28 protein-coding genes are annotated in these 26,576 nt (G+C 72.2%); 11 read left to right on the forward strand and 17 right to left on the reverse strand.

Annotated features, from left to right (window positions below; translation table 11 throughout):
• The 3 genes from AC6H2I_RS02600 to AC6H2I_RS02610 form a co-directional block, all read right to left on the reverse strand.
• Nucleotides 1–306, reverse strand: a 306-nt coding sequence (locus tag AC6H2I_RS02600; RefSeq protein ID WP_497499010.1) for an electron transfer flavoprotein subunit beta/FixA family protein, incomplete at its 3' end; no start/stop codon positions are given.
• Between the two features lie 174 nt (nucleotides 307–480).
• On the reverse strand, nucleotides 481–1,050 hold the full coding sequence (locus AC6H2I_RS02605) for a cob(I)yrinic acid a,c-diamide adenosyltransferase (RefSeq protein WP_497499011.1): 570 nt from the start codon (nucleotides 1,048–1,050) through the stop codon (nucleotides 481–483).
• Between the two features lie 25 nt (nucleotides 1,051–1,075).
• Nucleotides 1,076–1,255: a twin transmembrane helix small protein gene (locus tag AC6H2I_RS02610; protein WP_497499012.1), complete on the reverse strand. Its 180-nt coding sequence runs from the start codon at nucleotides 1,253–1,255 to the stop codon at nucleotides 1,076–1,078.
• Nucleotides 1,256–1,351: 96 nt separating this feature from the next.
• Here AC6H2I_RS02610 and AC6H2I_RS02615 point away from each other — a divergent pair, with 96 nt between their 5' ends.
• Entirely contained in the window at nucleotides 1,352–2,812 is a 1,461-nt protein-coding gene (locus AC6H2I_RS02615; protein ID WP_497499013.1) for a GH1 family beta-glucosidase, read from the forward strand.
• On the opposite strand, the gene AC6H2I_RS02620 is transcribed toward AC6H2I_RS02615, so the two are convergent.
• A complete protein-coding gene (locus AC6H2I_RS02620) occupies nucleotides 2,807–3,397 on the reverse strand; it encodes an NAD(P)H-dependent oxidoreductase (RefSeq protein WP_497499014.1) in 591 nt (196 codons plus the stop codon). The two genes, AC6H2I_RS02615 and AC6H2I_RS02620, sit on opposite strands and share 6 nt — an antisense overlap.
• A gap of 122 nt (nucleotides 3,398–3,519) precedes the next feature.
• Between AC6H2I_RS02620 and AC6H2I_RS02625 the strand changes: the two genes are divergently transcribed.
• A complete protein-coding gene (locus AC6H2I_RS02625) occupies nucleotides 3,520–3,951 on the forward strand; it encodes a hypothetical protein (RefSeq protein WP_497499015.1) in 432 nt (143 codons plus the stop codon).
• A gap of 3 nt (nucleotides 3,952–3,954) precedes the next feature.
• Here AC6H2I_RS02625 and AC6H2I_RS02630 read toward each other — a convergent pair whose 3' ends face one another.
• Nucleotides 3,955–4,212, reverse strand: coding sequence for a hypothetical protein (locus tag AC6H2I_RS02630; RefSeq protein ID WP_497499016.1), 258 nt, complete (start codon nucleotides 4,210–4,212; stop codon nucleotides 3,955–3,957).
• Nucleotides 4,213–4,494: 282 nt separating this feature from the next.
• Between AC6H2I_RS02630 and AC6H2I_RS02635 the strand changes: the two genes are divergently transcribed.
• Entirely contained in the window at nucleotides 4,495–5,220 is a 726-nt protein-coding gene (locus tag AC6H2I_RS02635) for a phosphonate C-P lyase system PhnL family protein (protein ID WP_497499017.1), read from the forward strand.
• Between the two features lie 76 nt (nucleotides 5,221–5,296).
• Nucleotides 5,297–6,073 (forward strand): peptidoglycan-binding domain-containing protein, encoded by a 777-nt coding sequence (locus AC6H2I_RS02640; protein WP_497499018.1) that lies wholly within the window; start codon nucleotides 5,297–5,299, stop codon nucleotides 6,071–6,073.
• Between the two features lie 39 nt (nucleotides 6,074–6,112).
• Here the strand turns inward: AC6H2I_RS02640 and AC6H2I_RS02645 are convergent, their stop codons facing one another.
• Nucleotides 6,113–6,346, reverse strand: a complete 234-nt coding sequence (locus AC6H2I_RS02645; RefSeq protein ID WP_497499019.1) for a DUF1178 family protein — start codon at nucleotides 6,344–6,346, stop codon at nucleotides 6,113–6,115.
• Nucleotides 6,347–6,535: 189 nt separating this feature from the next.
• Here AC6H2I_RS02645 and AC6H2I_RS02650 point away from each other — a divergent pair, with 189 nt between their 5' ends.
• Nucleotides 6,536–6,889 carry a carboxymuconolactone decarboxylase family protein gene (locus AC6H2I_RS02650; protein ID WP_497499020.1) on the forward strand — a complete coding sequence of 118 codons (354 nt, stop codon included), beginning with the start codon at nucleotides 6,536–6,538 and terminating at the stop codon, nucleotides 6,887–6,889.
• A 15-nt stretch (nucleotides 6,890–6,904) separates the two neighbouring features.
• On the opposite strand, the gene AC6H2I_RS02655 is transcribed toward AC6H2I_RS02650, so the two are convergent.
• The 6 genes from AC6H2I_RS02655 to efp form a co-directional block, all read right to left on the reverse strand.
• Nucleotides 6,905–7,327 (reverse strand): hypothetical protein, encoded by a 423-nt coding sequence (locus AC6H2I_RS02655; RefSeq protein WP_497499021.1) that lies wholly within the window; start codon nucleotides 7,325–7,327, stop codon nucleotides 6,905–6,907.
• 131 nt (nucleotides 7,328–7,458) lie between these two features.
• Complete coding sequence (locus AC6H2I_RS02660; RefSeq protein WP_497499022.1) at nucleotides 7,459–8,802, reverse strand: peptidoglycan -binding protein; 1,344 nt, start codon at nucleotides 8,800–8,802, stop codon at nucleotides 7,459–7,461.
• A gap of 40 nt (nucleotides 8,803–8,842) precedes the next feature.
• Nucleotides 8,843–10,003, reverse strand: coding sequence for a flagellar motor protein MotA (locus AC6H2I_RS02665; RefSeq protein ID WP_497499023.1), 1,161 nt, complete (start codon nucleotides 10,001–10,003; stop codon nucleotides 8,843–8,845).
• 47 nt (nucleotides 10,004–10,050) lie between these two features.
• Entirely contained in the window at nucleotides 10,051–10,809 is a 759-nt protein-coding gene (locus AC6H2I_RS02670) for an OmpA family protein (RefSeq protein ID WP_497499024.1), read from the reverse strand.
• A gap of 234 nt (nucleotides 10,810–11,043) precedes the next feature.
• Nucleotides 11,044–11,889 carry an inositol monophosphatase family protein gene (locus AC6H2I_RS02675; RefSeq protein ID WP_497499025.1) on the reverse strand — a complete coding sequence of 282 codons (846 nt, stop codon included), beginning with the start codon at nucleotides 11,887–11,889 and terminating at the stop codon, nucleotides 11,044–11,046.
• Between the two features lie 10 nt (nucleotides 11,890–11,899).
• Nucleotides 11,900–12,466 carry an elongation factor P gene (efp, locus tag AC6H2I_RS02680; RefSeq protein ID WP_497499026.1) on the reverse strand — a complete coding sequence of 189 codons (567 nt, stop codon included), beginning with the start codon at nucleotides 12,464–12,466 and terminating at the stop codon, nucleotides 11,900–11,902.
• A gap of 225 nt (nucleotides 12,467–12,691) precedes the next feature.
• Here efp and epmA point away from each other — a divergent pair, with 225 nt between their 5' ends.
• Nucleotides 12,692–13,741: an EF-P lysine aminoacylase EpmA gene (gene epmA, locus AC6H2I_RS02685; protein WP_497499027.1), complete on the forward strand. Its 1,050-nt coding sequence runs from the start codon at nucleotides 12,692–12,694 to the stop codon at nucleotides 13,739–13,741.
• Here epmA and AC6H2I_RS02690 read toward each other — a convergent pair.
• Nucleotides 13,731–14,243 carry a hypothetical protein gene (locus AC6H2I_RS02690; RefSeq protein ID WP_497499028.1) on the reverse strand — a complete coding sequence of 171 codons (513 nt, stop codon included), beginning with the start codon at nucleotides 14,241–14,243 and terminating at the stop codon, nucleotides 13,731–13,733. The two genes, epmA and AC6H2I_RS02690, sit on opposite strands and share 11 nt — an antisense overlap.
• Nucleotides 14,240–15,235 carry an MDR family oxidoreductase gene (locus AC6H2I_RS02695; RefSeq protein WP_497499029.1) on the reverse strand — a complete coding sequence of 332 codons (996 nt, stop codon included), beginning with the start codon at nucleotides 15,233–15,235 and terminating at the stop codon, nucleotides 14,240–14,242. Before AC6H2I_RS02695 ends, AC6H2I_RS02690 begins: the two co-directional genes overlap by 4 nt.
• Nucleotides 15,236–15,376: 141 nt before the next feature.
• Between AC6H2I_RS02695 and AC6H2I_RS02700 the strand changes: the two genes are divergently transcribed.
• Entirely contained in the window at nucleotides 15,377–15,757 is a 381-nt protein-coding gene (locus AC6H2I_RS02700; protein WP_497499030.1) for a hypothetical protein, read from the forward strand.
• On the opposite strand, the gene AC6H2I_RS02705 is transcribed toward AC6H2I_RS02700, so the two are convergent.
• Genes AC6H2I_RS02705 through AC6H2I_RS02715 form a run of 3 tightly spaced genes read right to left on the reverse strand, consistent with a single transcriptional unit; the run spans nucleotide 15,750 to nucleotide 18,158 of the window.
• On the reverse strand, nucleotides 15,750–16,568 hold the full coding sequence (locus tag AC6H2I_RS02705) for a TSUP family transporter (RefSeq protein ID WP_497499031.1): 819 nt from the start codon (nucleotides 16,566–16,568) through the stop codon (nucleotides 15,750–15,752). The two genes, AC6H2I_RS02700 and AC6H2I_RS02705, sit on opposite strands and share 8 nt — an antisense overlap.
• 17 nt (nucleotides 16,569–16,585) lie before the next feature.
• On the reverse strand, nucleotides 16,586–17,221 hold the full coding sequence (thiE, locus tag AC6H2I_RS02710; protein WP_497499032.1) for a thiamine phosphate synthase: 636 nt from the start codon (nucleotides 17,219–17,221) through the stop codon (nucleotides 16,586–16,588).
• Between the two features lie 7 nt (nucleotides 17,222–17,228).
• The gene (locus tag AC6H2I_RS02715) at nucleotides 17,229–18,158 is read right to left on the reverse strand and encodes a class I fructose-bisphosphate aldolase (protein ID WP_497499033.1); all 930 of its coding nucleotides are present in this window, start codon (nucleotides 18,156–18,158) and stop codon (nucleotides 17,229–17,231) included.
• Between the two features lie 314 nt (nucleotides 18,159–18,472).
• On the opposite strand from AC6H2I_RS02715, the gene AC6H2I_RS02720 reads away from it, so the two are divergent.
• The 4 genes from AC6H2I_RS02720 to prfB all read left to right on the forward strand — a co-directional run bounded on the left by AC6H2I_RS02720 (nucleotide 18,473) and on the right by prfB (nucleotide 26,568).
• Nucleotides 18,473–19,876 (forward strand): N-acetylmuramoyl-L-alanine amidase, encoded by a 1,404-nt coding sequence (locus AC6H2I_RS02720; RefSeq protein ID WP_497499034.1) that lies wholly within the window; start codon nucleotides 18,473–18,475, stop codon nucleotides 19,874–19,876.
• A gap of 129 nt (nucleotides 19,877–20,005) precedes the next feature.
• Nucleotides 20,006–22,600 (forward strand): M10 family metallopeptidase, encoded by a 2,595-nt coding sequence (locus tag AC6H2I_RS02725; RefSeq protein ID WP_497499035.1) that lies wholly within the window; start codon nucleotides 20,006–20,008, stop codon nucleotides 22,598–22,600.
• Between the two features lie 211 nt (nucleotides 22,601–22,811).
• Nucleotides 22,812–25,355 (forward strand): penicillin-binding protein 1A, encoded by a 2,544-nt coding sequence (locus AC6H2I_RS02730; RefSeq protein ID WP_497499036.1) that lies wholly within the window; start codon nucleotides 22,812–22,814, stop codon nucleotides 25,353–25,355.
• 87 nt (nucleotides 25,356–25,442) lie between these two features.
• Nucleotides 25,443–26,568 (forward strand): peptide chain release factor 2 gene (gene prfB, locus AC6H2I_RS02735; RefSeq protein WP_497499037.1). Its coding sequence is split into 2 segments (ribosomal slippage): nucleotides 25,443–25,511 and nucleotides 25,513–26,568, totalling 1,125 coding nucleotides; the frame shifts between segments, so codons are not numbered across the junction.
• The last annotated feature ends 8 nt before the right edge of the window (nucleotides 26,569–26,576 follow it).

The following is a 26,576-nucleotide window of genomic DNA, read 5'->3' on the forward strand; positions in this document are numbered from 1 at the left end:
CGTGAGCGCCTTGGCCACCGCCAGCGGCTGCAGCTCCGCCTCGCTCTGCACCAGGATCGCCCGGTCCGCACCCATCGCCAGCGCCGTGCGCAGCGTCTCCTGGCACTGCGCCACGCCCAGGCTCACCGCCACCACCTCCGTCGCCGTGCCGCCCTCCTTCAGGCGCACCGCCTCCTCCACCGCGATCTCGTCGAACGGGTTCATGGAAAACTTCACGTTGGCGGTCTCGACGCCGGACCCGTCCGCCTTCACGCGGACCTTCACGTTGTAGTCGACCACCCGCTTCACGGGGACCAGGATTTTCATGTCCGACCCTTGTCAGGTTTGGGCTCCCGGGGCCCGGAGCGCGCCGACGCCGTCGCCGCGGCGCCCGCCGGACCCTGCCGAGCACCGGAATTCGGCCGTGCGTTGTGCAGTGCGTCGGACCATAGGATTTGCCGAAAGGGCTGTCAACGCCGCCTCGGCCGCCGGCCCGTACGCTCAGCGGTTGCCGCCGGGCACCCACAGCACGTCGCCGGCGCCGTTTCCGTTCAACCGCCGGGCCAGGACGAACAGGTGGTCGGACAGGCGGTTGACGTATTTCAACGCCGGCTCGCCCACCGCCTCATGCTCCGCCAGCTCCGTCATCAGGCGCTCGGCGCGGCGCACCACCGTGCGGGCGAGGTGGACGCCGGCCGCCGCCGCGGTGCCGCCGGGCAGGATGAACGAATTGAGCGGCGCCAGGGCGGCGTTCATCGCGTCGATCTCGCGCTCCAGCCGGTCCACCTGGGACTCGACGATTCGCAACGGGGGGTGGTCGGGGTGGTCCTGGTGGGGTGTGCACAGGTCGGCGCCCAGGTCGAACAGGTCGTTCTGGATGCGCGCGAGCATGGCGTCCTCGTCCGGCCGGTCGCCGGTGCCCAGCCGGGCGGTGCCGAGCACCGCGTTGGCCTCGTCCACCGTGCCGTAGGCCTCCACCCGCAGTGCGTGCTTGGGCACCCGTGCGCCGTTGCCAAGGGAGGTCTGCCCCTTGTCGCCGCCGCGGGTGTAGATGCGCGTCAGCTTGACCATGTCGGTCGCCTTTCCCCCTCGGGCATCACGACGCCGTCGCCACGGCAAGCAGGAAAAGGACCAGCGCCACACCCTGGAGCCCGACGCGCAGCCGCATCAGCGTGTTGGAATGGCGCAGGTTGGCCTCGCCCCCGCGCGCCATCAGGAAGACGCCGGCCAGCAGCGAGGCGAGCACCGCCAGCATCGCCAGCATCAACAGGACCATGAAGATTCCACTCATCGTTCCGATATAGGGCGAAACCGGCGGTGGCGCCAGCCCGCGCACACCGCCCCACCATCATCCCGGCGCGACGGAGGCGGCATGCGGCGACGGTCCTTTCTCCAGGCGGCGGCGGCGGGCGCCGCCCTGGCCGGCCCCACCCGGGGCCCGGCCTTGGCGGCGGCCCCGGCGGCGACTCCAGGGGCGGCCCCGGTGGCGGCCCCGGTCGCCGTGGCGCGGTTTCCCGACGGCTTCGTCTGGGGATGCTCCACCTCGTCCTACCAGATCGAGGGGGCCGCCGCGGCCGACGGCCGGCGGCCCAGCGTCTGGGACACCTTCGCCCGGACGCCGGGCCGGGTGCTGGACGGCGCCACCGGCGACGTCGCCTGCGACCATTACACCCGCTACCCCGAGGACGTGGCGCTCATGGCGCGGGCCGGGATGGCGGCCTACCGCTTCTCGGTCGCCTGGCCGCGGGTGATGCCGGACGGCGTCGGCCCCGTCAACCCGGCGGGGTTGGACTTCTACGACCGGCTGGTCGACGCGCTGCTCGGGCGCGGCATCGACCCCTGGCCGTGCCTCTACCACTGGGACCTGCCCCAGGCGCTGCAGGACCGGGGTGGTTGGACCAACCGCGACATCGCCGGGTGGTTCACCGACTACGCCCTGGCGGTGGCCGGGCGCCTCGGCGACCGTGCCACCCGCTGGGCCATGCTGAACGAGCCCAGCGTCGTCGCCATCTTCGGCCACGGCACCGGCGGCCACGCCCCGGGACTGACCGGACGGGCGACCTGCGTCGCCGCGCTGCACCACCAGAACCTGGCGCAAGGGGCCGCCCTCCAGGCCCTGCGCGCCGCCGGCGGGGGGCGCTGGCAACTCGGCACGGTGCTGTCCGTGCAGCCCTCGCGGCCGGCCGGGGGGCGGCCGGAGAACGCGGAGGCCGCGGCCATGTGGGACGCGGTGTGGAACCGGTCCTGCCTCGACCCGCTGTTCCATGGCCGCTACCCCGGGCGGCTGGAGGCGGACGTGGCACCGCTGCTGCGGCCGGGGGACCTCGAGACGATCCGTCAGCCGGTCGACTGGCTCGGTCTCAACTACTACAGCCGCATGCACCAGCAGCCCGATCCCGGCGGCCTGTTCGGCACCGGCTACGGCGCGGCGCCGCCCGGCACCCCGGCCACCGGCATGGGCTGGCCGGTGGAGCCGGACGGCTTGGCCGAGGTGCTGATGGAGCTGCGGGACCGCTACGGAAACCCGCCGGTCGTGCTCACCGAGAACGGGGCGGACTACTACGACTGGATCGGGCCCGAGGGGAAGGCCGAGGACGGCGAGCGCATCGCCTTCATCCGTGCCCATCTGCTGGCCGGGCACACGGCGCTGCTCCAGGGGGCGAACCTCCGGGGCTGGCTGGTGTGGACGCTGCTCGACAACTTCGAGTGGGCGGAGGGCTACGCCCGCCATTTCGGGCTGGTCCAGGTGGACCGCACGACCTTGCGGCGCACGCCCAAGGCCAGCTACCACTGGTTCGCCGACGTGATCCGCCGCAACGGGGTCGCCCTATAGGCGCCCCATCGCGGCCGTGACCCGGGCGAGGTGGGCGGCGCGCGCGCCGGCCGTCGCCCGGTCCATGTCGTAGAGAGCGAGCCAGCGCAGCCGCGCCCGCGGTGCGCAGGCCGCCAGGACGCCTCGGCGCAGGATGCGTCGCGCCGGGTTGCGCATCACCAGTTCGGCCAGCCACCACGGCGAACCGAAGGAGGTCAGCGCCACGACGCGGCGGAGGTCGGTCAGCAGCGGCTCGATGCGGCCGTGGGCGGCGTCGTGGCGGAAGGCGATGCCCGGTCCCCAGACCCGGTCGAACCAGCCCTTGAGGATGGCCGGCTGGTCGAACCACCAGTGGGGATAGGTCAGCACGAGGGCCTGCGACCACAGGAGGCGGTCGACCAGCGGGCGGACCGCCGCGGTGTCGTAGGCGCCGCTGTCGTAGCTGGCGCGTTCCGCCGGGGTCAGGGCGGCATCGAAGCCGGCGCCGTAGAGGTCGGTCTCGACCACCTCGTGGCCGGCGGTGCGCAGCGCGGCGACGGCGGTTCGGTGCACGGCGGCGGCGAAGCTGTCGGGCAGGGGATGGGCGAGGACGGCCTGGACGCGCATGGGATCTCCGGCGGCGGGGGAACGCGCAGCGTAGCATGGCGCCGCGCGGGACTGGACCCGGGCGGTGGCGCGGCGTGCTACACTGCCCGTCCCTCCCGCCCTTGCCGCCGCCGCCCCCCGCCATGCCCCCCGCCAGCGCCACCCCGCCCACCCGCTTCGCCATCCAGAAGGCGCGCGGCAAGGGCTGGACGACCCTGGAGGTCGGCGAGACCTTGGCCCAGGCCGAGGCCCGCTTCGCCCTGATGGTGAAGGTCAACCCGCGCGCCTATTTCCGCCTGATCGAGTTGGAGCTCAACCCCGATTCGGCCTATGAGGGGATGGAGTTCAACTGGAAGCTCCTGCGGCTTCACGACCCTTCGAAACCCGGGGGGCGGGGGCGCGCCGCCGCCGCCGCGGGCACCACCCGGCGGCGCCGCCGGCGGGCCAGGGAGAGGGTTCCGCTGCCCCTGCGCGTCTACGCCGGCGTGGTGCTCGCGGGGGCCTTGATCGGGCTTGCCCTCTACCTCACCCTGGGGCCGGGCCTGGGGGCGGCCCTCGGCCCGGCGGTCCGGTGACGCTCAGTCCGCGTCGTATCCCTTTCGGCGCATGCACTGGTCGAACACCACCTTGCGGTAGTCGGCCTGGGGCGTCTCGGGAAGCGGGCTGGGGGGATAGCCGCGCAGCCGCATGACGGTGTCGATCTCGTAGTCGCACTCGTCGAAGGCCAGCATCGCCGACCCGTCGGTCGCCGTGTACTCCCGATGGTTGGGATTGCTGCAGCCGGCCAGCAGCATCAGTCCGGCCGCGATGGCAACACCTCTCCCGGCACCCGCCATGACGTCTCTCCTCTCCGCGCCGCGAACCGGCCGACAATACCACGCATTTTATCGATTGTCCGTGCGCCGCTGGGGAGGCGGTGTGCGCGGGCGCGGTAGCGCGCCGGGCGGCCCGCGTCATGGAAGGTTCACCGGCCTGTCATCGGCGTGCCCCGGCGATCCGGCATAGCTGATCATTGCGCCGGGCGGGCGTCTGGCGCAGTTTCCTTTCCGACACCGCACCCGCCGCAAGAACACGCCGCAAGGACACGCCGAAGGCCGGAGTTGGGAGAAGACGCCGAAATGGACGCTGTTGTGATCGAAGCGGACGGTCTGCGCAAGGCGCCGGGACCGGCCTCGCCCGGAGTGGCGGCGCTGGACCTGGCGGTGGCCGGCGGGGAATGCGTCGGTCTGGACGGCCCGGTGGCGGCCACCGCGACCCTGATCGCCCTCCTGGCCGGCGACCTGCCGGCCGACGGCGGGCGGGTGCGGCTGCTCCATGGTGGCGAGGCGGTGGTTCTCGACCCGGCCGACCCCGGACGACTCGCGGCCATTCGGCGGCTCACGGTCGCCACCCTGCGCCCCGGTGGGGCGCGGGCACCGGCGGGGGTGGCGGCGCTCGACGCGGTGGCCGCTCCGGCGCTGGCCATCGGCCGCTGCCCCGGCGTGGCCAGGGACGCCGCGGCGCGCCTGCTGGCCACGCTGGGACTGGGGGGCGCGCTGTGGACCCTCCCCGTGGGGCGTCTGCCCCCGGCCGATCGGCGCCGGGTCGCGGTCGCCCGCGCCTTCGTGGCGGAATGGCCGGTGCTGCTGCTGGACCGGCCCACGGCCGGTCTCGACGCCGGGACGGCGACCACCGTGCGGCGGCTGATCGGGCAGGCGCGCCGCCGCGGCAGCGCCGTGATCGGACGCTTCGATCCGGCCCTGGCGACCGACCGCACGGTCGCCGTGCAGCCGGTGTGGCGGACCGGGGACACCCCGTGCGCAATCGCAAAAAATCCCGCCCGTAAAAGCGCCGCAATCTGGTAACAAATCCCTCCGTGGACGGGCTTCGGCACGGGCGGGACGGAGGATGGCGATGGCGGACGCGATGCGGCGAGCGGGAGTGACGGGTCGAGCGGTGGCCGCCGCCGCGGTGGCCGGCCTCTGGCTGACCGTGGCGGCGCCGGCGGTGGCGCAACAGCCGTCCGCGGCCGACATCCAGTGGGCGCAGTCGATTCTGCGGGACAAGGGATTCAAGCTCGGCCGACCCAACGGACAGATGACGGCGCAGACCCGGGCGGCGCTGAGCGCCTACCAGACGGCGGCGGGGCTTCCCGCCACCGGCGCCCTCGACCGCGCCACCATCGACCGCATGATGGCGGAGCGCGCCACCAAGACGCCGAGCACCGTCGGCAATCTGGCGACCCAGAAGCCGGGCGGCGGCGGCGCCGGCCAGGCGCCCAGGGCGCCCGAGCGGGAGGTGACGCCACGGGCGGCCAACCGCACCGGTGACGTCGAGACGACGGGCGGCGGCGACGTGGGCATGGGAACCGTGGTGGGCGATGGGGCCGCGCCGCTGGCCGCGCCCGCCGGAGCCGTGTCGGCGACCACCGCGGACGGCCGGTCGGTTCCCGCCGACGCCCTGTCCCGCGGCGGCGACGGATTCGTCCCGGCGAACTGGATGCGGTTCCTGGTGATGGGGGTGCTGGCGGCGACCGTCGCAATGCTTGGTCTCGCCTGGTGGCGAAGCGGTCGCGCCCGCCCGGTGGCCGAGGCGCCGGCGCGGGTCGAGCCCGGCTTCGCCGAGCGCCGCGAACCGAGCTTCGCGCCGCGCCGCGAGGATCTCGCCACCGGCCGTCTGCCGCCGCTCACCGCGCATCCGCGCGGTGGTGGTCGCTGACCGCGCAACCGCGCGGGTGGTGAGGGCCGATCGGGGGCGTCAGCCCATCCGGGCCATCGGGCAGCCGGCGTTGGCACAGCCCGCCGGCGCGCACACCGGCGGTGCCGACGCGGCGGCCGTGCCCACGCGCGGCGCCATGATCGCCTTGGCGACCCGGGTGCCGCCGCAGGACGGGCAGGCGATGGTGCCGGCGCGGTGGTCGTAGTCCGCCATGTTGTCGAACCAGCCGTCGAACTCGTGGCCGCAGGCGCAGCGCAGCGCGTAGAGGATCATCCGTCATCCCTGTCCAGCCGGTGGCGATGCACCGCCTGCTTCTAGCGGACCCGGTGCATCCCGCCATGCGGCGGGATGCCGCAGGCGCCGCCGCCGGCAAGGCTGGGTTGCGCGGCGCGAGGGTGGCGCGGGGACGGCACGCCCTGTATTTTAGGGAATGCTAACATACTGAGTGCAGGGGAGCGTTCGATGGTTCACGACTGGTCGCAGATGACCAAGGACCTGACTGCCGCCATGAGGGAGCTGCGCGGCGGCACGCCCGACGTCATGAAGGCGTTTTCCGAGATGGCCCGGCAGGCCACCTCCACCCAGGCCCTCGACACCAAGACCAAGGAGCTGATCGCGCTCGCCATCGCCGTCGCCACCCGCTGCGACGGCTGCGTGGGCTTCCACGCCAAGGCAGCCGTCGAGCACGGGGCGTCGCGCGAGGAGGTGATGGAGGCGATGGGCATGGCGATCTACATGGGCGCCGGCCCCTCGGTCATGTACGCCGCCCAGGCGGTCGAGGCGTTCGACCAGTTCGCCGCCATCAAGGCGGGATGACCCGCCTCCCTGGGCTCAGCCGCCCAGGAAGTTCTTCAGGGTCTGCGCCGGGAAGGCCGGCGGGAAGGTCGCCGTGCCCGCCGTGGCGATGACGTCGTCGATGAACTGGTGGTAGTGCGCGTCCGGGTCGGTCGGCGGCGTCACCGGCTTGAACGGCCCGTCATAGCCGTTGACGGTGCGCAGGGTGGCGCCGTACTGCGCCGGGTCGAGCAGGGGGAACAGGAAGTAGGAGTGGTTGCCTTCCGTCGTCTCGGCGACGTGGCGGTGCTCGCGGGCGATCGAGAAGCTGCCGGTCGCGTCGGGCGCGGAGAGCACGGCCACGCCGTGGTGGACCGTCGCCCGGTCGCGCGTGTTCTGGTGCGCGTCCTGGTCGAAGGCGTCCTTGGGATAGACCGCCTCGATGCTGGCGCGGTCGTTGACATTGGCTTTGGTGTCCATTCCGGACCTCCGTCTTGGGTTCTGGACGGGAGTGTGCTCCCACCAGCGTACCCCGACAAACGGCATAGGCGCATAGCCGGGTTCCGAGTGGGGTAAAGTTTTCCGCGATGCAGGAAGCCCGGCCCGCGCGGTCACCGCTGGTCGAGCTTGATCTCGATGCGGCGGTTGCGGGCCATCGCCTCCTCGGTCCCGCTGGTGTCGAGGGGTTGGTTCTCGCCGAAACCGGCGGCCACCAGGCGATCGGCGGGGATTCCCTGCTCGATCAGGAACTTCACCACCGAGATGGCGCGCGCCGCCGACAGCTCCCAGTTCGAGGGGAACTGGTAGGTGGCGATCGGCCGGGCGTCGGTGTGCCCGTCCACCCGCAGCACCCAGTTGATCTCGGAGGGGATGCGGTTGCCGATCGCGATGAGGGTGTTGGCGAGCTCCGCCAGGCGCTCCTTGCCGGTGTCCTGCAAGGTCGCCGAGCCCGACGGGAACAGCAGTTCGGACTGGAAGACGAAGCGGTCGCCGACGATGCGCACGTCCGGCCGGTTGCCCAGGGCCTCGCGCACCCGGCCGAAGAACTCCGAACGGTAGCGCGCCAACTCCTGGACCTTGCTGGCGAGCGCCTGGTTGAGGCGGTTGCCGAGGTCGGCGATCTGCACCCGCTGTTCGGCGGATTCCGCCTCCGACGCCTCCAGCACAGCGTTTAGGCGCGCCAGCTCCTCGCGCAGGGCCGCCATCTGGCGGTTGAGGACATCGACCTGTTCCTGGTTCTGGGCGGTCAGCTCCTGCTCCTCGTCGAGGGCCGCCCGCGCGGCGTCGAGGGTGGTCAGCAGCTCGTCGATGCGGATGTCGCGGCGGTCGATCTCGCGCTGCGCCAGCATGGTCTTCTCGTTGGCGCCGGCCAGGTCGGTCTCCAGCGCCTGGGCGCGGTCGCGCACCGCGCCGAGCTGGGCCAGCAACTGGCTGCGCTGCTCCTCGGTCAGGCGCAGCGAGGTGCCCATCTCCGCCAGCTCGCCCTCGAGTTTCTGGCGCGCCACGCGCAGCGCCCGGAGGTCCTCCTCCAGGCTGGCGACCTCGCGCAGCTTCACCTCGATGGTCTCGCGGTCGGCCCGCACGGTGCGGTCCAACTCCGCCGCCAGGCGCTCCAGCCGGTCCCGGTCGTCCTGCATCTCCAGCATCTGCGAGGTCATGTCCTCGCGCGCGCCGATCGACGACTGCAGCTCGTCGGACAGCTGGGTGATGTTGAGGCGCAGATCGGCGTTGGCGTCGCGCTCCAGGGTCAGGAGGTCGTTCAACTCGGCGATCTTGGTGTTGAGGCGCTGAAGCTGCTCGTCGCGCCCGGTGATGACGTTGGCCAGGTAGAACTGGGTGACCACGAACACCATCAGCAGGAACATCACCACCATGATGAGCGACGACAGCGCGTCGACCCATCCCGGCCAGGCGTTGATCTCCCGGTACCCGTTGCGGCGGCTCAAGCTTGCCATGACCTGCTACCCGCTGCCCGTTGCTGTGGCCGTCCGCCGGTCAACGCCCATCGGCCCGCTCGGCCTCTTCGGCCAGGGCGGCGATGGTGCGGGTGAGGACCTTGATCTCGCTGCGGATCTCCTGGACCGACTGGATCCGCCCACTGGCCGATTCCTCGACCAGGCGCGCGAGGTAGATGTCGATGTTGCGCAGGTGCTGGCGCGACGCGTCGTCCATGCCGAAGCCGGTCGTCGCGGCCTCCGTCAACCGGGTCAGCAGCGCCTTCATCTGGACCTGGCTCTCGCCCATCTTGAGCATCAGCTGCTGTTCGGCGCGCATCTGGTCGGTCAGGGTGGCCAGCCGCTCGGTCAGGGCGATCACCTGGGCGTTGGCGGCGCGCCGCCCCTCCTCGGCGTTGGCCACCGTGCGCTGCAGGGATTCCAGGTTCTCCGCCGTCTGCTCCAGCAGCGCCTGGACGTAGACGGGCACCGACTGGTCGCCCGTCTCCAGGCTGCCGGCGGCCCCGGTCGACAGCCGCGTGGCCCCGGACAGCCAATCCTCCACGTCCTGAAAGAAGCGGTGCTGCGCCTGGGTCGCCTGCAACTCCAGGAAGCCCAGGACGAGCGAACCGGCGAGGCCGAACAGGGACGAGCTGAACGCCGTTCCCATGCCGGTGAGCGGTGCCTCCAGTCCGGCCTGGAGGTTGGTGAACATGTTGGCCACGTCGCCGCCCTGCACGGACAGGCTGCCGATGACCGAGCCCACGGAGCGCACCGTGTGCAGCAGGCCCCAGAAGGTGCCGAGCAGGCCCAGGAAGATCAGCAGGCCGATGAGGTAGCGCGACAGCTCCCGCGATTCGTCGAGGCGCGCGGCGATGCCGTCGAGCAGCGAGCGCATCGACAGCGCCGACAGCATCAGCCGCCCCTTGCGCTCGCCCAGCATGCGGTTCATCGGGGCCAGCAGCACCGGCTCCGCCACCTCGGCGGCGGCGCGCGGCTGCTCCTGCCGGAAATGCTCCAGCCACGCCACCTCGCGGCGCAGCGTCCACACCTGGCGGAAGATGTAGATGATGCCGACCAGCAGCGTGGCGAGGATCATCCCGTTGAGCGCGGGGTTGGTGACGAACGCGTTCTGAAGGGCGGGAAAGAGCAGCGCCGCGACCACGAGCACGATCACCAGGAAGACGATCATCCGGGTCAGAAAGCGCTCGGGGCGCGTCATCGGCAGGGACCTCCTGGGGTCATCGGGACGATCGGGGGTGTGCGTGCTCAATCGTTCAGGTACTCCACGTCGATGCGATCGCCGGCGCTGTCACCGGGACCCGCGCCGAGGGCGCGGATGTCGACGCGGGTGCTGCGAACCCCCAGCGCCGCCAGCCGCTCGCGCAGGGCCAGGGCACGCTGGAGCGACAGCCGGCGCGAGTCCCGCTCGGTCTCCGCGGTGCCGCTGGCGTAGGAGCGAAGCTGCAGGCGCAGCCGCTCGTCGGCCCGCAGGACCGCGGCCGCCGCGTCGACCCGCGCGGCGGCCGATGCCGGCAGGTCGGCCGACCCGCCGGGGAAAAGGATGCTGAAGTCCTCCGCTGGGAGCCGCGTCTCGGGTGCGGGGGGCGGCAAGGCCGCGGTCTCCACCGGTGCCGCTTCGGCCGGTGCCGCTTCGGCCGCCGCTGTATCGCGCTCCGCGGGTTCGGGCGCCGCCGGTTCGGGCGCCGCCGTGTCCTGCGCCGCCGTGTCCTGCGCCGCCGCGCTGTCCTGAGACGGGGCCGTGTCGGGCGGCTCCGGCGCGGCGGCGGCGCTGTCCACCCGCGCCGGCTCCGGGATCGGCGGCGCACCGACCGGCGCCGCCGGCGGGGGCACCGCCGGCAGGGTCGCGATCGTCGGTGGCGGCGGCGCCTCCAGCGGGGCGGGGGCGGTGAACCGCGGCGGGGCGGCGACACGGCCGGGCGTGCTCAGGCGGGGCGGCGGCGGCACGGCCAGCGGCGTCGCCGTCTCCAGCGAGAGGGCGGCCGCCAGCGGGGCCGTCGCCGTCACGGCGGACCCGGCCACAACCACAGCGATGGCGAACCCCCAGACGGCCGCAGGCCGGGCGGTGGGTGCCTTCGACAACCGGATCATGCCTCCGAGACGACCTTTGGTGAGCAGAGCGGCGTTCCTTTTACGCGGAAACCAGTCCGCACCATAGCCCATCGATGGGCGTAGGTACAATTTCCCTCGGCGCGGAAGGGGGGTGGACCCCCTTCCGGCGGGTGAGCAAGGCGCAAACGCTCAGGTTGAAGCCGGTTTCGCGGGCGGGGTCCCGGTCGCGGCGGCCTTTTTGCGCTCCACGCCCCGCAGGATCGTGGCCAGGGGCAGGTGGAGATGGGCGTTCGCGGCGAGAATCGAGCTGCCGAACACCGGGTTGCGGCCGCCGCCGATCTCGGAGACGAAGCCACCGGCCTCGGTGACCAGCACGACGCCGGCCGCGCCGTCCCACGGCGACAGACCGCGCTCCCAGTAGCCGTCGAAGCGGCCGGCGGCGACATACGCCAGGTCGAGGGCGGCGGCGCCGAAGCGGCGGATGCCGGCCACCTCGCCCATGATCGCCTCGGCCTCGCCGAGGAAGCCGGGGTGGTCGCCGCGCCCCTTGAACGGAATGCCCGTGGCGATCAGGGCATCGGCCAGCGCGCGACGCTCCGAGACGCGCAGGCGCTTGTGGTTGAGCCAGGCGCCCTGGCCCTTCTCGGCCCAGAACATCTCGTCGTGGATCGGCTCGTAGACCACGCCGGCGATGATCTCGCCGTTCTTCTCAACGGCGATGGAGACGGCGAAATGGGGCAGGCCGTGCAGGAAATTGGTGGTGCCGTCGAGGGGATCGACGATCCACCGGGTGGTGCTGTCGCGCCCGGCCGAGCCGCCGGACTCCTCCATCAGGAAGCCGAAATCGGGACGCGCCTTCTGCAGTTCCTCGCGCAGCGTCTTCTCCGCGCGGAGGTCGGCGGCCGACACGAAGTCGGCCGGGCCCTTGCGCGAGACCTGGAGCTGCTCGACTTCGCCGAAGTCGCGCACGAGGCCACGCCCCGCCTTCTCGGCGGCGCGGGCCATGACGTTGATGAGTGCCGAACGGGTGGCCATGAGAGGGGGTTCAGTCCTTCGCGCGCTCGACGTACTCGCCCGACGAGGTGTCGACGACCACGCGGGTTCCCGCTTCGATGTGCGGCGGCACCAGGATGGAAACGCCGTTCTCCAGCTTGGCCGGCTTGTAGGAGGAGGACGCGGTCTGCCCCTTCACCACCGGATCGGCCTCGACGATCTGCAGCGTCACCTTGGGCGGCAGCTCCACCGACAGGGGCGCGCTCTCGAAGCTCTGCACCGTCACCTCCATGCCGTCCTGCAGGAAGACGGCCTGCTCGCCGACGATGTCGCCGGGAATGCCGATCTGCTCGTAGGATTCCTTGTCCATGAAGGTGTGCATGTCGCCGTCGGAGAAGAGATAGGTCATCTCGTGCTCGTCGAGGCGCGCGCGCTCAACCGTCTCCTGGGTGCGGAAGCGTTCGATCGACTTCGTGCCCGTCCGCACGTCCTTCATTTCGAGCTGGATGAAGGCGCCGCCCTTGCCGGGCTGGACGATGGCGGTCTTCTGAATGACCCAGAGCTTTCCGTTGTGCTCCAGCACGTGGCCGGGGCGCATCGTGTTGGCGTTGACCTTCATGGCACGATCCGTATTTCCAAGAGACGAGCGGCGCGGACCCTACCAGCTTGGCCGGACCGAGGCAACGCCGCGAGCCCCCGGATATGCCCCGTCCGGCGGCCATGCGCAACTGTTTCCCGCCGCCGCCCGGCGCACGCCCGGGGAGGTGGCGGCGCCGGGGTCTGCGCGGGGCGGTGAAGCGTGCTATAGGGCGTGCCGCTTCCCTTCGCCAACCCGGTGTGACCGATGACCGCGCCCCCCTTCTGGCACCCCGCCGTCTTCGCCGCCCGCGTCCCCCACCTCGCCGTCCGCGGCCGTGTCCTGGCGGCGACCCGCCGCTTCTTCGAGGAGCGCGGCTTCGTCGAGGTGGAGACCCCGGCGCTCCAGGTGTCGCCGGGCATGGAGCCGCACCTCCAGGCCTTCGCCACCGACCTCCTCGGCCCCCATCCCGAGGACCGGCGGCGGCTGCACCTGCACACCAGCCCCGAATTCGCCATGAAGAAGCTGCTGGTGGCCGGGGTGCCGCGCCTGTTCCAGCTCGCCCGGGTCTTCCGCAACGGCGAGCGGTCGGCCACCCACCATCCCGAATTCACGATGCTGGAGTGGTACCGGGCCGGTGCGGGCTACGGCGCCCTGGTCGAGGACTGCGTGGCCCTGGTGCGGGCGGCGGCGGCGGCGGCGGGGCGGACGGGCTTCGCCTTCGGCGGCATGGCGTGCGATCCCTTCGCGCCGTGGCGGGTGCTGACGGTGGCGGACGCCTTCGCCGAATACGCCGGCATCGACCTGCTGGCCGCCTATGACGGCAGCCACGAGCCGGCGGCGGCGCCGCTGGCCGCCGCCGCCGCCGCCGCCGGGGTGGCGCCCCATGACGGCGACCGCTGGGAGGACGTCTTCTTCCGCGTGATGTTCGAGCGCATCGAGCCGCACCTCGGCGCCGGCGTGCCCTGCGTGCTGACGGATTATCCCCTGTGCATGGCCGCGTTGTCGCGCCCCAAGCCGGACGACCCGCGGCTGGCCGAGCGGTTCGAGCTCTACGCCTGCGGGCTGGAACTGGCCAACGCCTTCGGCGAACTGACCGACGCGGCGGCGCAGCGCGCCCGCTTCGCCGCCGACATGGACCTGAAGGAGCGGCTCTACGGCGAACGCGTCCCGGTCGACGAGGACTTCCTGGCCGCCCTGGAGCACGGCATGCCCGAGAGCGCGGGGATCGCGCTGGGCTTCGACCGCCTGGTCATGCTGTGCGCCGGGGTCGCGCGCATCGAGGACGTGCTGTGGGTGCCGGTGGTCACGGCGTGACGGGCGCGGCCAGCGGCGACAGGCTGGCCCAGCCCAGGTCGTTGATCGCGGACACCGCGGCGTTGCCGGCGACGGTGGCGGCCAGCGCCCCCAGCGCGCCGGCCGGCGTGCCCATCAGCACCCAGCCGCTGGCCAGCACCCGTGCGGTGTCGGTGACGGCGTAGCTGGCGGTCTTCACGCCGATGGCGTCGTGCTCCGACCAGCCGGTGTGGGGCAGGATGGCGGACCACACCGTCTCGTGGGCGTAGTAGACCACCGGCTCGGTGCTGAGCGCCACCAGGGCGTAGACGCCGCCGGCGGCCCAGCCGCCGTACTGCGCCGCGCCGGCCGCGTAATCGCCCAGCGCCGACAGCCCGATGTAGCTGAGGGTCTTGGCCATCGGCCGGTCGCCCGCCGCCGGCTCCGCCGCAAGCGCCGGCCCGCCGCACCCCAGCAGCGCGGCGAGCAGCGCGGCGCCGGCCGTCCCGGGGAACCCGGCGGGGGGGGCGGGCCGGGCGGTCACGGGGTCATGTCCAGCACGACGCGGCCGCGGATGGTGCCGGCCAGGATGTCGGCGGCCAGGTCCGGCAGCTTGGCGAAGGGTTCGACCCGGTACATCGTCTTCAGGGTGTCGCGGTCGAGGTCGCGGGCCAGCCGGCTCCACGCGGCATCGCGGCGCGCCCTGGGCGCCATCACCGAATCCACGCCCAGCAGCGCCACCGAGCGCAGGATGAAGGGAAGCACCGTGCCCGGCAGGTCCGCGGACCCGGCGAGGCCGCAGGCTGCGACGGCGCCGCCCCACACGGTCTGCGAGAGGGCGGTGACCAGGGTCTGGCCGCCCACGGAATCGACGCCGCCGGCCCAGCGCTCCTTTTGCAGGGGAGCCCCCGCCTCCAGCAGGGCGGCGCGGTCGACGAAGCCGGTCGCGCCGAGGCCGCGGAGGTAGTCGTGGGTCTCCGGGCGTCCGGTGGAGGCGGTCACCGTGTAGCCACGCCGGGCGAGCAGGGCGACGGCCACCGAGCCGACGCCGCCGGCCGCGCCGGTGACCAGCACCTCCTTTCCGCCGGGGGCGATGGCGCCCCAGCGCTCCAGGGCCTCGACGCACAGCGCCGCGGTGTAGCCGGCGGTGCCGATGGCCATGGCCTCCTCGGGCGTGAAGGCATCGGGCAGGCGGATCAGCCACTCCGGCTTCAGGCGCTGGTAGCGGCTGTAGCCGCCCCAGGCCGTCTCCGACAGGCCCCATCCATTGACCACCACCCGGTCGCCGGGGGCCCAGTCCGGAGACCGCGAGTCCACCACCGTCCCGGCGAGGTCGATGCCGGCGACCATCGGCAGCTTGCGGGCGATCCGCCCCTTTCCGGTGACCGCCAGCCCGTCCTTGTAGTTGACGGTGGAATAGGCGATTTCGACCAGGACGTCGTTGTCGGGCAGGGCGTCGCGGGTCAGCTCCTGGAACGCGCCCTTGGGCTTGCCTTCGGCATCCGCGATCACGAAGGCGGTGAAGCTCTCGGTCATGGTTCGGGTGTCCTCCCGGGGTGCAGGTGCGCTGCTTGGACCGGCACTATGGCACGGGAGCCCACGGTGCCGAAAGGCGCCGGCGGGTGTTCATGCGGGCAGGGCCGGCGGAGCGGCCGGAAACGCACGAAAGGACGGGACATGCCGGTGTCACCGGGACGAGGACGGACGCTGCGGTGCGTTGCCGCGGTGGTGCTGGTGCTGGGGCTGGTGCCGGCGGCCTGCGCCACCTACGACCCCGGCAACCCGCTGCAGGGGCGCTGGACCCTCACGGCGCCGGTAATGGGCACCCGCTTCGCGCTCGGGACCTACACCTTCCGCCGGGACAGCATGGACCTGCTGGGCGTGGAGACGGCGGTCGACTACGCGGTGGACGGCGACCGCGTCATGGTGATCCCCGGGAGCTTCGGCCCGACCCTGGAGGTCCGCATGATCGACGGCGACACGGCCGAGCTGCGCGACCCGCTGACCGGCTCGCCCCTGGTGCTGCGCCGGCTGCGCGACCCGGGGCCGTTCAGGTGACCAGGTCGAGGGCGGCCAGGGCCGCCCGGCGCAGCAGGTTGTCGTCGTCGGTGGCCACCAGCTTGGCGGTGATCGCCAGGGACGCCACCACCAGCATCGGCCGCACCACCCGCGCGCCGTCGCGCATCACCAGGTGCGCGCCGAGCTGGGCGCCGACGATCTGCCCCACCGCCATGGTCAGCCCGATCGCCCACTGCAGCTGGCCGCCCAGCAGGAAGAACAGCAGGGCGGCGATGTTGCTGGTGAAGTTCAACACCTTGGTGTGGGCGGTGGCGCGGCGCAGGTTGAAGCCCAGCAGCGACACGAAGGCGATGGCGAAGAAGGTTCCGGTGCCGGGGCCGAAGAACCCGTCGTAGAAGCCGATGGCGGTGCCCACCGTGACGGCGAACAGCGGCTCCGACACCCGGCGGTGGGCGTCGAGGTCGCCGGCCTTGGGCGAGGTCAGCAGGTAGAGGGCGATGCCCACCAGCAGCAGCGGGATGACGTCGCGCAGGAAATCGCCGGCCAGCAGCTGCACCGCCGTGGCGCCGGCCGCCGCGCCGGCGAAAGTGCAGGCGATCATACGGACCATCGTCCGCGGCTCGACCTCGCCGCCGCGCACGAAACGGACCGTGGCCGACAGGGAGCCAAAGCTCGACTGCAGCTTGTTGGTGGCCAGCGCCTGGGCGGGGGTGAGGCCGGCCCACAGCAGCGCCGGGACGCTCAGCAGCCCGCCGCCGCCGGCCACGGAATCGACGAAGCCGGCGACCAGGCCGACCGCCAGAAGGGCGCTCCACAGCGCCGGGGAGATGTCGGGAAGGAAAGCGTCCATGGCGGGGGGCGCCGGCGTCAGCCGGCCGCGGCCTCCGCGATGGCACGGGTGAAGGCGGCGACGCCGGCGGCCGGCCCGTCGGGATGGTTCCACACCGCGCCGACCACCGCCAGGAAGTCGGCGCCGGCGGTCACCAGCGGCGCGCAGTTGGCGGGCGTGATGCCGCCGATGGCGACGCTGGGCACCTCCATCAGCTCCGACCACCAGGACAGCAGGTCGGCCTCGGCGCTGTGCTCGACCCGCTTGGTGTCGGTGGGGAAGAACGAGCCGAAGGCCACGTAGTCGGCGCCGTCCTCGGCGGCGACCATGGCGAGGTGACGGCTGTCGTGGCAGGTGACGCCGACGATGGCGTCGGGACCGACGATCTGCCGGGCCGTGCGGTACGGCGTGTCGGTCTGGCCGACATGGACGCCGTCGCAGCCGGTGTCCCGGGCCAGGCCGGGGTGGTCGTTCAGGATGAAGGCGACGCCGCGATCCTGCGCGATCGGGCGCAGCGCGTCGACGGCACGGCGCACCGCGTCGTCGTCGCAGTCCTTGAGGCGCAACTGGACGCAGGCCACGTCGCCGGCGTCCAGCGCCTCGGCCAATCGGATGGCGAACGCCGCCGGCTCCAGGGCCGGCGGCGTCACCAGGTAGAGACGGCAGTCAGCCAACGAGGGCTCACTCCTTGTTCTGGTAGATCTTCATGATGCGGTCGAGCAGGGCCAGGGCCTCCTCGCGCGGGCGCTGGAAGGCGTTGCGGCCGATGATCGAGCCGTTGCCGCCGCCGTCGCGGATCGCCCGGGCGTCCTCGAACACCGCGTCCTCGCCCTTGGCGGCGCCGCCGGAGAACACCACGATGCGGCGGCCGTTGAAGGTGCACTGCATGACGTGGCGGACGCGGTCGGCCAGGCTCTCGATGACCACGCCCTTGGCCTCGTAGACCTTCTTGGCCTCGGCCTGCTCGAGATGGGCGGTCGGCAGCTTCACCTTGATGATGTGGGCGCCGAGCAGGGCGGCCATGTGGGCGCCGTAGCCGATGACGTCCATCGCCAGCTCGCCGTCCTTGGAGATGTTGCCGCCGCGCGGGTAGGACCAGATGACGGTGGCGATGCCCACCGACTTGGCCTCGGCCGACAGCTCGCGGATCTCCTCGTACTGCTCGTACATCGCTTCCGAGCCGGGGTAGATGGTGAATCCGATGGCCGAGCAGCCGAGGCGCAGCGCGTCGTCGATCGAGGCGGTCACCGCCTGGTCCGCGGCCTCCTTCTGGGTCGACAGGCTGTTGGCGCTGTTCATCTTGAGGATGGTCGGAATGGCCCCGGCGAAGCTGTCGGCACCGGCCTCCAGCGAGCCCAGCGGAGCGGCGTAGGCGCTGCAGCCGGCGTCGACGGCGAGCTGGTAGTGGTAATGGGGGTCGTAGCCCGCCGGGTTCGGCGCGAAGCTGCGCGCCGGCCCGTGCTCGAAGCCCTGGTCGACGGGCAGGATCACCAGCTTGCCGGAGCCGCCGAGCTTGCCTTCCATGAGGATGCGGGCAAGGTTGGCCTTGACGCCGGGATTGTCGCTCTCGTAGTTGGCGAGAATGTCTTTGACTTTGCGGGTGATCTTCATGGTCACGACTCCCGTGGGGCATTCTTGGGCAAAGTGGCGCCCTCATAGCCCAGCGGGGACGGCATTGCAACGCCCCCCGGGGGCATAAGAAGGCATAAACCCGGCGCAATGGGCGATGTCCGGCCTATTGCGAACCGCCGGCGCGCGGCCGGCAAGGGAAACCCGCGGCACCCGCGATCTCGGGTGCCCATCGTTGCCGAACTCCCACACCCGGGCGAGATAAGGTAATGTCTCGCCTTTTCCGTTGAACGCTTTGATTCCCCTAAGCTAAGGGTAGGGGAATGGAAGGGTCTGGTCCGGTCTGGATGGGTGGTATGCCTCGCATTCCCGCAGGGGTCGTCGCGCTGGCGGTGGCCGTCGCGATGGCGATCGCTGTGACGCTGGCGGCCTTCGGGCCGGCGGTGCCGGCCGCGCACGCCGCCCCGCCGCCGACCACGACCGCCCTGCTGACGCCGCCGGAAACGCCGCCCTCGGTCATCGATGCGCGGCTTGGCGTCCATCCCGACAAGACCCGCTTCGTGCTGGAACTCAGCGAGTCGGTGCCGTTCAGCGTGTCCACGCTGGCCGACCCCTACCGCGTGATCCTCGATCTTCCAGCCCTGCACTGGCCCGGCGGTGCCGAGACGGTGCCGGGCAAGGGCCTGGTGGAACGCTACCGCTACGGGCATTTCCAGACGGGCACCCTGCGCGTGGTCTTCGACACCAGCGGCCCGGTCCGGGTCGCGGGGGCCTTCGTCATCCCGCCGCGCGAGGGCCATCTCACCCGTCTGGTGATCGATCTGGAACGGGTGGACCGCGCCACCTTCGCGCGCCTGCAGAAGGCCGCCGCGCCACCGCCGCTGCCGCTGCCGGTTCTGGCACCGCCGCCCGCCACGGCGGCCGCCGCCGACAGCAAGGCCGAGGCGGTGCGTGAGGTGGTGGCCACCGGCACCACGGTGGTGACGCCGCCGGCCCAGGCCGTCGCCATGCTGGCCCCCGTGCCGGCGCCGCCGCGTCCGGCGGTGAAGCCGGATCGCGCGCCGGCGGGCAAGCCGCTGGTCGTCGTCGACCCCGGCCACGGCGGGGTCGACCCCGGCGCGGTGGGGGTCGGCGGGGTGTTCGAGAAGGACATCACCCTGGCCACCGCCCGGGCCCTGAAGACGGCGCTGGAGGCGACGGGCCGCTACCGCGTCCTGCTGACCCGCGAGAAGGACGTCTTCGTGCGCCTGCGCGACCGTGTCGCCCTGGGGCGCGACGCCGGGGCCGACCTGTTCGTGTCGCTGCACGCCGACAGCATCGGCAGCAATGCCATCCGCGGGCTGTCCGTCTACACCCTGTCGGACAAGGCATCGGACCGCGAAGCGGAGATGCTGGCGGCCAAGGAGAACCGCGCCGATGCGATCGGCGGCCTCGACCTCACCGCCGAAAACGACCTGGTGGTCAGCATCCTGATCGACCTGGCGCAGCGCGACACCATGAACCAGTCCAAACGCTTCGCGAAGATGGCCCTGGATCACCTGGGCAAGGACGTCAAGCTGCTTCCCGCCAAGCCGCACCGGCAGGCCGGATTCGCCGTGCTGACCGCCCCGGACGTGCCGTCCGTCCTGGTCGAGATGGGATTCCTGTCGAGCCCGCAGGACGCCAACCTGCTCACCTCGGCCAAGCACCAGACGGCGCTGGCGCGGGCGATGACCCGCTCGATCGACGCTTACTTCCAGTGGCTGGGCGGCGTGCGCTGACCGCCGGTTCCGGACCGAACCGGCGCAGGATGTCCACGCATAGGATGCGGCTGTCACCCCGCCGCCACCCTTTCGGGATATAGTGGCGGCGCGCGGGACGTCCGCGCACGGGCGTGGGAGCGGGGGCGGATGAGCGGCGAAGGTGCAGGCGTGGGCGCCACCCTGGCGTGGCGGTGCGGGTGCGCCCTGTGCAGCGCGGCGTCGGCCCGCGTGCCGGAGGGCGCCAGCGCCGCGGTGCAACTGCCTGGCACCGTCCCGGACAGCGGCAACGTTTATCTCGACGCCCTGCTGTGGGGCAATTCCTGGGGCGGTGGCCAGCCTGTCTCCATCACCTACAGCTTCATCGACGATCCCGACGGGGACGGTGACCGTTACTACACCTGGAGCGCCGGGGAACGGAACGCCATGCGGGCGGCGCTGGCGACCTGGTCGGCGGTCGCCGCGGTGACCTTCGTCGAGGACTCCTCGGGCAGCGGCGATCTGACCTTCTTCTCCGTCGACAGCGTGTATTTCGGCGGCTCGTCGACCCTGGGGCGGCAGATCGGCCCCGACGGCGGCGACCGCGCCGGCCAGGGCTGGTTCAACCGGGACGGGCGTGGCTGGACGGCCACCGGGTTGGCCCAGGGCGGGTATGGATTCGTCACCCTGATCCACGAGGCCGGACACGCCGTCGGCCTCGCCCATCCGCACGACCGGGGGGGCGGGTCGTCCATCTTTCCCGGTGTGTCCGACGCGTACGACCTGGGCGACGGCAACCGGAACCAGGGCGTCTTCACCACGATGTCCTACAACCGAGGGGTGTACACCGACGGTTCGGCGGTCACCACCTACGGCAATCAGGGTACGCCGATGGCGTTCGACATCGCCGCGGTCCAGAGGATCTACGGCGCCAACATGGCGACCGCCACCGGGGACGACACCTACACGCTGCCCGACGGCAACGCCGCCGGCACCTTCTACCAGGCGATCTGGGACGCCGGCGGCACCGACACGGTCGCCTACGGCGGTGGCCGCTCCGTCGTCATCGACCTGCGGCCGGCCCCCCTCACCGGACCCGACGCCGGCGGTTACGTCAGCAAGGCGAGCGGCGTGCGCGGCGGCGTCACCATCGCCGCCGGGGTCACGCTGGAGAACGCCCGCGCCGGCGGCGGCGCTGACCGGTTGACCGGCAACGACGCGGCGAACCGGCTGGACGGTGGCGCCGGCAACGACACGCTGGATGGCGGCGGTGGCGCCGACACCCTGGCCGGCGACGCGGGCGGCGACTGGTTCGTGGTCGGCGACGGCGACCGTGTCACCGATCTCTCCGCCGAGGACCGGCTGCTCTTCCCCGGCTTCGGGCCGGCGGCCACGCTGTCGGTCGCGCCGTCCGGGGTGGACACGGCGCTGACGGTCAGCGACGGCGCCGGCGCGGTGACGGTGACCCTGCCGGGCGCGGGGTACACCGCTGCCGGCTTCTCGGCAGCGGCCACCCGTTCCGGCCTGCGCCTGTCCTACGCCGGCGCGGTGATCGCCGCCGTGCCGGTCACGACGACGACGGCGGTCATCGCCGGGCTCGCCGTCGAGACGCCGACCGGCGTCTCGGTCGCCGTGACCGCGGCGCCGCGCTCGGTGCTGCGCGATTCCGCCGGCCTGACGCTGGCCGACGCCGTCGGCGCGGCCGGGCTGTCCGCCGCCCCGGGCACCGGCACGGCCCTGGCCATCGATGCGTACACCGCCGCCCGCCATCCCCAGGACGTGGTGACCGTGCGCACGGTGAGGCCGGCCAGCGGCGACGGCGCCGTACCGGCCACGCCGATCGTGGTGTCCGGTGGCGGCGACACCGAGGCGTTGGTGCTCGACGCCCGGGCGCTGCCGGCGGGTGCCACGGTTCAGGTCGACTTCGTCGGATTCGTCGCGGTGATCGGCAGCGCCCGCATCGACGGCGGCCGGGGCTCGCAGGTGGCGGTCGGCGATGATGCCGGCCAGATCATGGTGCTGGGCGACGACGACGACACCCTGCGGGGCGGCGGCGGCGACGATTTCGTCGGCTCGCGGGAGGGCGACGACGTGCTCTACGGCGATTCCGGAAACGACACGCTGACAGGCGGGATCGGCGACGACGTGCTCTACGGCAACACCGACGGCGACCAGCTCTACGGCAATCCGGGCCGCGACACCCTGTTCGGCGGGCAGGGCACGGACACCCTGTTCGGCGGCCAGGACGGCGACGCCGTGTACGGGCAGATCGCCGCGGACGCGGTGTACGGGCAGATCGCCGCCGACACCCTGTTCGGCGGGCAGGGGGACGACACCCTGTTCGGCGGCCAGGGCGACGATCTCGTCTTCGGCAACCGCGACGGCGACCTGCTGTTCGGCAACCTCGGCGACGACACCCTGGACGGCGGGCCGGGGACCGACTCGCTGCATGGCGGAGCCGGGGCCGACGTGTTCCGGCTCGCCACCCCGGCCGAGGCCGGCGACACGGTGCTCGACTTCGAGTCCGGCACCGACCGCGTCGGGGTGGTCGGCCCGAACTTCGGCGCCGTCGCCACCGGCCGGCTGGAGTCCCGGCATTTCGCCCTGGGCGGGCCGGCCGACGGCGACGACTGGTTCGTCTTCGACACCGCCACCGGCCTGCTGTCGTTCGACGCCGACGGCAGCGGCTCCGGCGCCGCGGTGGCGCTCGTCACCCTCAACGTCCGTACCCTGTCCCACGCCGACATCGTCGTCCTGGCGCCGTGATCGGCACGCCACACCCGTCGTCCTCCCCGCGGGAACCGTCGTCCTCGTGCCCGGCGGCGGGTTGCAGCCGCCTTCCCGGCGTCACATTTTCCTGACAATCGGAAGCGTCCGCTCCCCGGCGTTGCAAGCACCGGGGGCCTGTGTAGGATGCGCCGCGCGACGGGCCACGGGGGTCGGGGGCGCGCTCGCGGCAGTGGGGGTGGGGTCGAAAATGCGTGTTCTGCTGTCGGTGCTGATGGGTCTGGTGCTGCTGGCGCTGGCGGGAGCCGGGGCGCTGGTCTACGTGATCGACTACTACGACCGCGATCTGCCGGACTACACCCGGCTGGCCAACTACGATCCCCCGGTGACGACGCGGGTGTACGCCGGCGACGGCCGCCTGATGGCCGAGTTCGCGGCGGAGAAGCGCGTCTTCGTGCCCTTCGAATCGATTCCCCGGCCGGTGGTCGCCGCCTTCCTCGCGGCCGAGGACAAGAACTTCTACGAGCACAAGGGCATCGACCCCATCGGCATCATCCGCGCGGTGCTGACCAACGTGGAGAACCTGGGGTCCGACCGCCGCATGGTCGGCGCCTCGACCATCACCCAGCAGGTCGCCAAGAACATGCTGCTGACGAACGAGGTGTCGTTCGCCCGCAAGATCAAGGAGGCGATCCTCGCCATCCGCATCGAGCGGACCTTCACCAAGGACCGCATCCTCGAGCTGTACCTGAACGAGATCTTTCTGGGCTTCCGCTCCTACGGCGTGGCGGCGGCGGCGATGAACTACTTCAACAAGGCGCTCGACGAGCTGACGGTGGCCGAGGCCGCCTATCTGGCGGCGCTGCCCAAGGCGCCCAACAACTACCACCCCGAACGCAGCCACGACGCTGCGGTGGCGCGCCGCAACTGGGTCATCGGCCGCATGCTGGAGGATGGCAACATCACGCCCGACGAGGCCTCCCAGGCGCGCGCCGAGCCGCTGGTGACCCGCCGGCGCGACGACACCCAGACCTACACCGCGGAGTATTTCGCCGAGGAGGTGCGCCGGGAGATCGTCAAGCTCTACGGCGAGGAGGCGCTCTACGAGGGCGGGCTGTCGGTGCGCGCGTCGGTCGATCCCGGCCTGCAGGGCATCGCCACGAAGGCGCTGCGCCAGGGCCTGATCGACTACGACCGCCGCCACGGCTGGCGCGGCCCGGTCGGCCACGTCGACAAATTCGACGGCTGGGCCAAGACCCTGGCGGCGTTCCCCATGCCGCCGGGCGGCGAGGCGTGGCACCTCGCCCTGGTGCTCGACACCGAGAGCGCGGGGGGCGTCGACATCGGCTTCGCCGACGGCTCGCGCGGGCGGCTTCCGCTGGAGGAGATGCGCTGGGCGCGCGCCTGGCAGGAGGGCGAGCGCCTGGGGCCGGCGGTGCGCAAGGCCACCGACGTGGTGGCGCTGGGCGACGTGGTGCTGGTCGAGCCGGTGGCGACCGACGAGAAGGGCAAGGAGCACCCGCCGGCCACCTACGCCCTGCGCCAGATCCCGGCGGTGCAGGGCGGGCTGGTGGCGCTGGACCCCCACACCGGGCGCGTGCTCGCCATGGTCGGCGGCTTCTCGCCGCAGATGAGCGTGTTCAACCGGGCCACCCAGGCGCTGCGCCAGCCCGGGTCGTCGTTCAAGCCGTTCGTCTACCTCACCGCGCTCGACAACGGCTTCACCCCGGCGTCGCTGGTGATGGACGCGCCCTTCGAATACGACCCCGGCCACGGCCAGCCGATCTGGCGTCCGGCCAACTACAGCCACGAATTCTACGGGCCGACTCCGCTGCGCGTGGGCATCGAGAAGTCCCGCAACGTCATGACGGTGCGCCTGGCCCAGCACATCGGCATGGACAAGGTCAAGGAGACGGTGGAGCGCCTGGGCATCGTCGACGACTTCCAGCCCTATCTGCCGATGTCGCTGGGCGCCGGCGAGACGACGGTGCTGCGCATGGCGGCGGCGTACGGCATGCTGGCCAACGGCGGCAAGCGCATCGTCCCGACCTTCATCGACCGCATCCAGGACCGCCACGGCCGCACCATCTTCCGCCACGACGACCGCCCGTGCGAGGGCTGCCGCGGCGTCGCCTGGAACGACGCGGACGTCGTGCCGTCCGTGCCGGACACCCGCGAGCAGGTGGCCGACCCGCGCACCGCCTACCAGATCGTCTCGATGCTGCAGGGTGTCGTGCAGCGCGGCACCGCGGCCAAGCTGTCGGCCCTGGGCAAGCCGCTGGCCGGCAAGACCGGGACCACCAACGACTCGATGGACGCCTGGTTCATGGGGTTCTCGCCCGACCTGGTGGTCGGCACCTACATCGGGTTCGACCAGCCGCGCTCCCTGGGCGCGCGCGAGACCGGCGGATCGGCCGCCGTGCCGATCTTCAAGATGGTCATGGAGGAGGCGTTGAAGGACCAGCCGGCGACGCCGTTCCGCGTGCCGCCGGGGCTGCGCCAGGTGCGCGTCGATCCGGCCACCGGCCGGCTGGCCGAGCCGGGCAGCCGGGCCATCTGGGAGGCGTTCCTGCCGGGCACCGAGCCGCAGCCCGGCCAGCCCGTGGCGATTCTGGACGGCTCCGGCCAGTCCGGCGGCGCCTGGTCGTGGCAGGGCAGCGTGCCGGGGGCGGAGTACGGCTACCCCATGTCCGACGCCCCCTACGGCACGGTGTCGTCGCCGTCCATGGCCGCGCCGGCGTCGCCCGGCACGCCGCCGGCGGCGGCGACGCTGGGCACCGGCGGCCTCTACTGACGGCAATAAAGGGTCGCATCGCCGGCCCGGAGCCGCTACATAACCCCCCGACTTTTCCCGAAACCCTGGCTGACGAGGAGGCACGCGATGCGAGCCGAGATCGAGGCGGCCGCCGGCGAGATACGTGAATCGCTGGCGCTGCTGAGGAGGCATCTTTGACTGGGACAACGCACTTCGTCGTCTCGATGAGCTGAACGCCCTGTCGGAGGATCCCAAGCTGTGGGACGACCCCGACAAGGCGCAGAAGATCATGCGCGAGCGCACCCAGCTGGAGACCTCCGTCACCGGCTACCGCGCCCTGGAGCGCGACCTCTCCGACAGCCTGGACCTGATCGAGATGGGCGAGGAGGAGGCGGACGCGACCGTGGTCGCCGACGCCGAAACCCAGCTCTACGCCCTGCGCGACCGCGCCGCCAAGCTGCAGTTGGAGAGCCTGCTGTCCGGGGAGGCCGACGCCAACGACTGCTACGTCGAGGTCAACGCCGGGGCCGGCGGCACCGAGGCCCAGGACTGGGCGCTGATGCTGGCCCGCATGTACCAGCGCTGGGCCGAGCAGCACGACTACAAGGTGGAGTGGCTGGACGAGAGCCCGGGGGAAGAGGCCGGGCTGAAGTCGGCGACCATCCAGGTCAAGGGCCACAACGCCTATGGCTGGCTGAAGACCGAGGCCGGCGTGCACCGGCTGGTCCGCATCAGCCCGTTCGACAGCCAGGCGCGCCGCCAGACCAGCTTCGCCGCCGTCTCGGTGTCCCCGGTGATCGACGATAAGATCGACATCGAGGTCAACGAGAAGGACTGCCGCATCGACACCTTCCGGGCGTCGGGCGCGGGCGGGCAGCACATCAACAAGACCGACTCGGCGGTCCGCATCACCCACCTGCCGACCGGCATCGCCGTGGCCTGCCAGCAGGAGCGCTCGCAGCACAAGAACCGCGCCAAGGCGTGGGACATGCTGCGCGCCCGCCTCTACGAGATGGAGCTGAAGAAGCGCGAGGACGCGGCGGCCGCCCTGGAGGCCCAGAAGTCGGACATCGGCTGGGGCCACCAGATCCGCAGCTACGTCCTGCACCCCTACCAGATGGTCAAGGACCTGCGCACCGGCGTGGAGACCTCGCAGACCGACGCGGTGCTCAACGGCGACCTCGACGCCTTCCTCGAGGCGGCGCTGGCGTCGCGCATCAAGGGGCTGGGCGACGACGAGTCGGCCCGCTGAGCCGGGCC

This window comes from Azospirillum sp. NS33 (assembly GCF_059703765.1).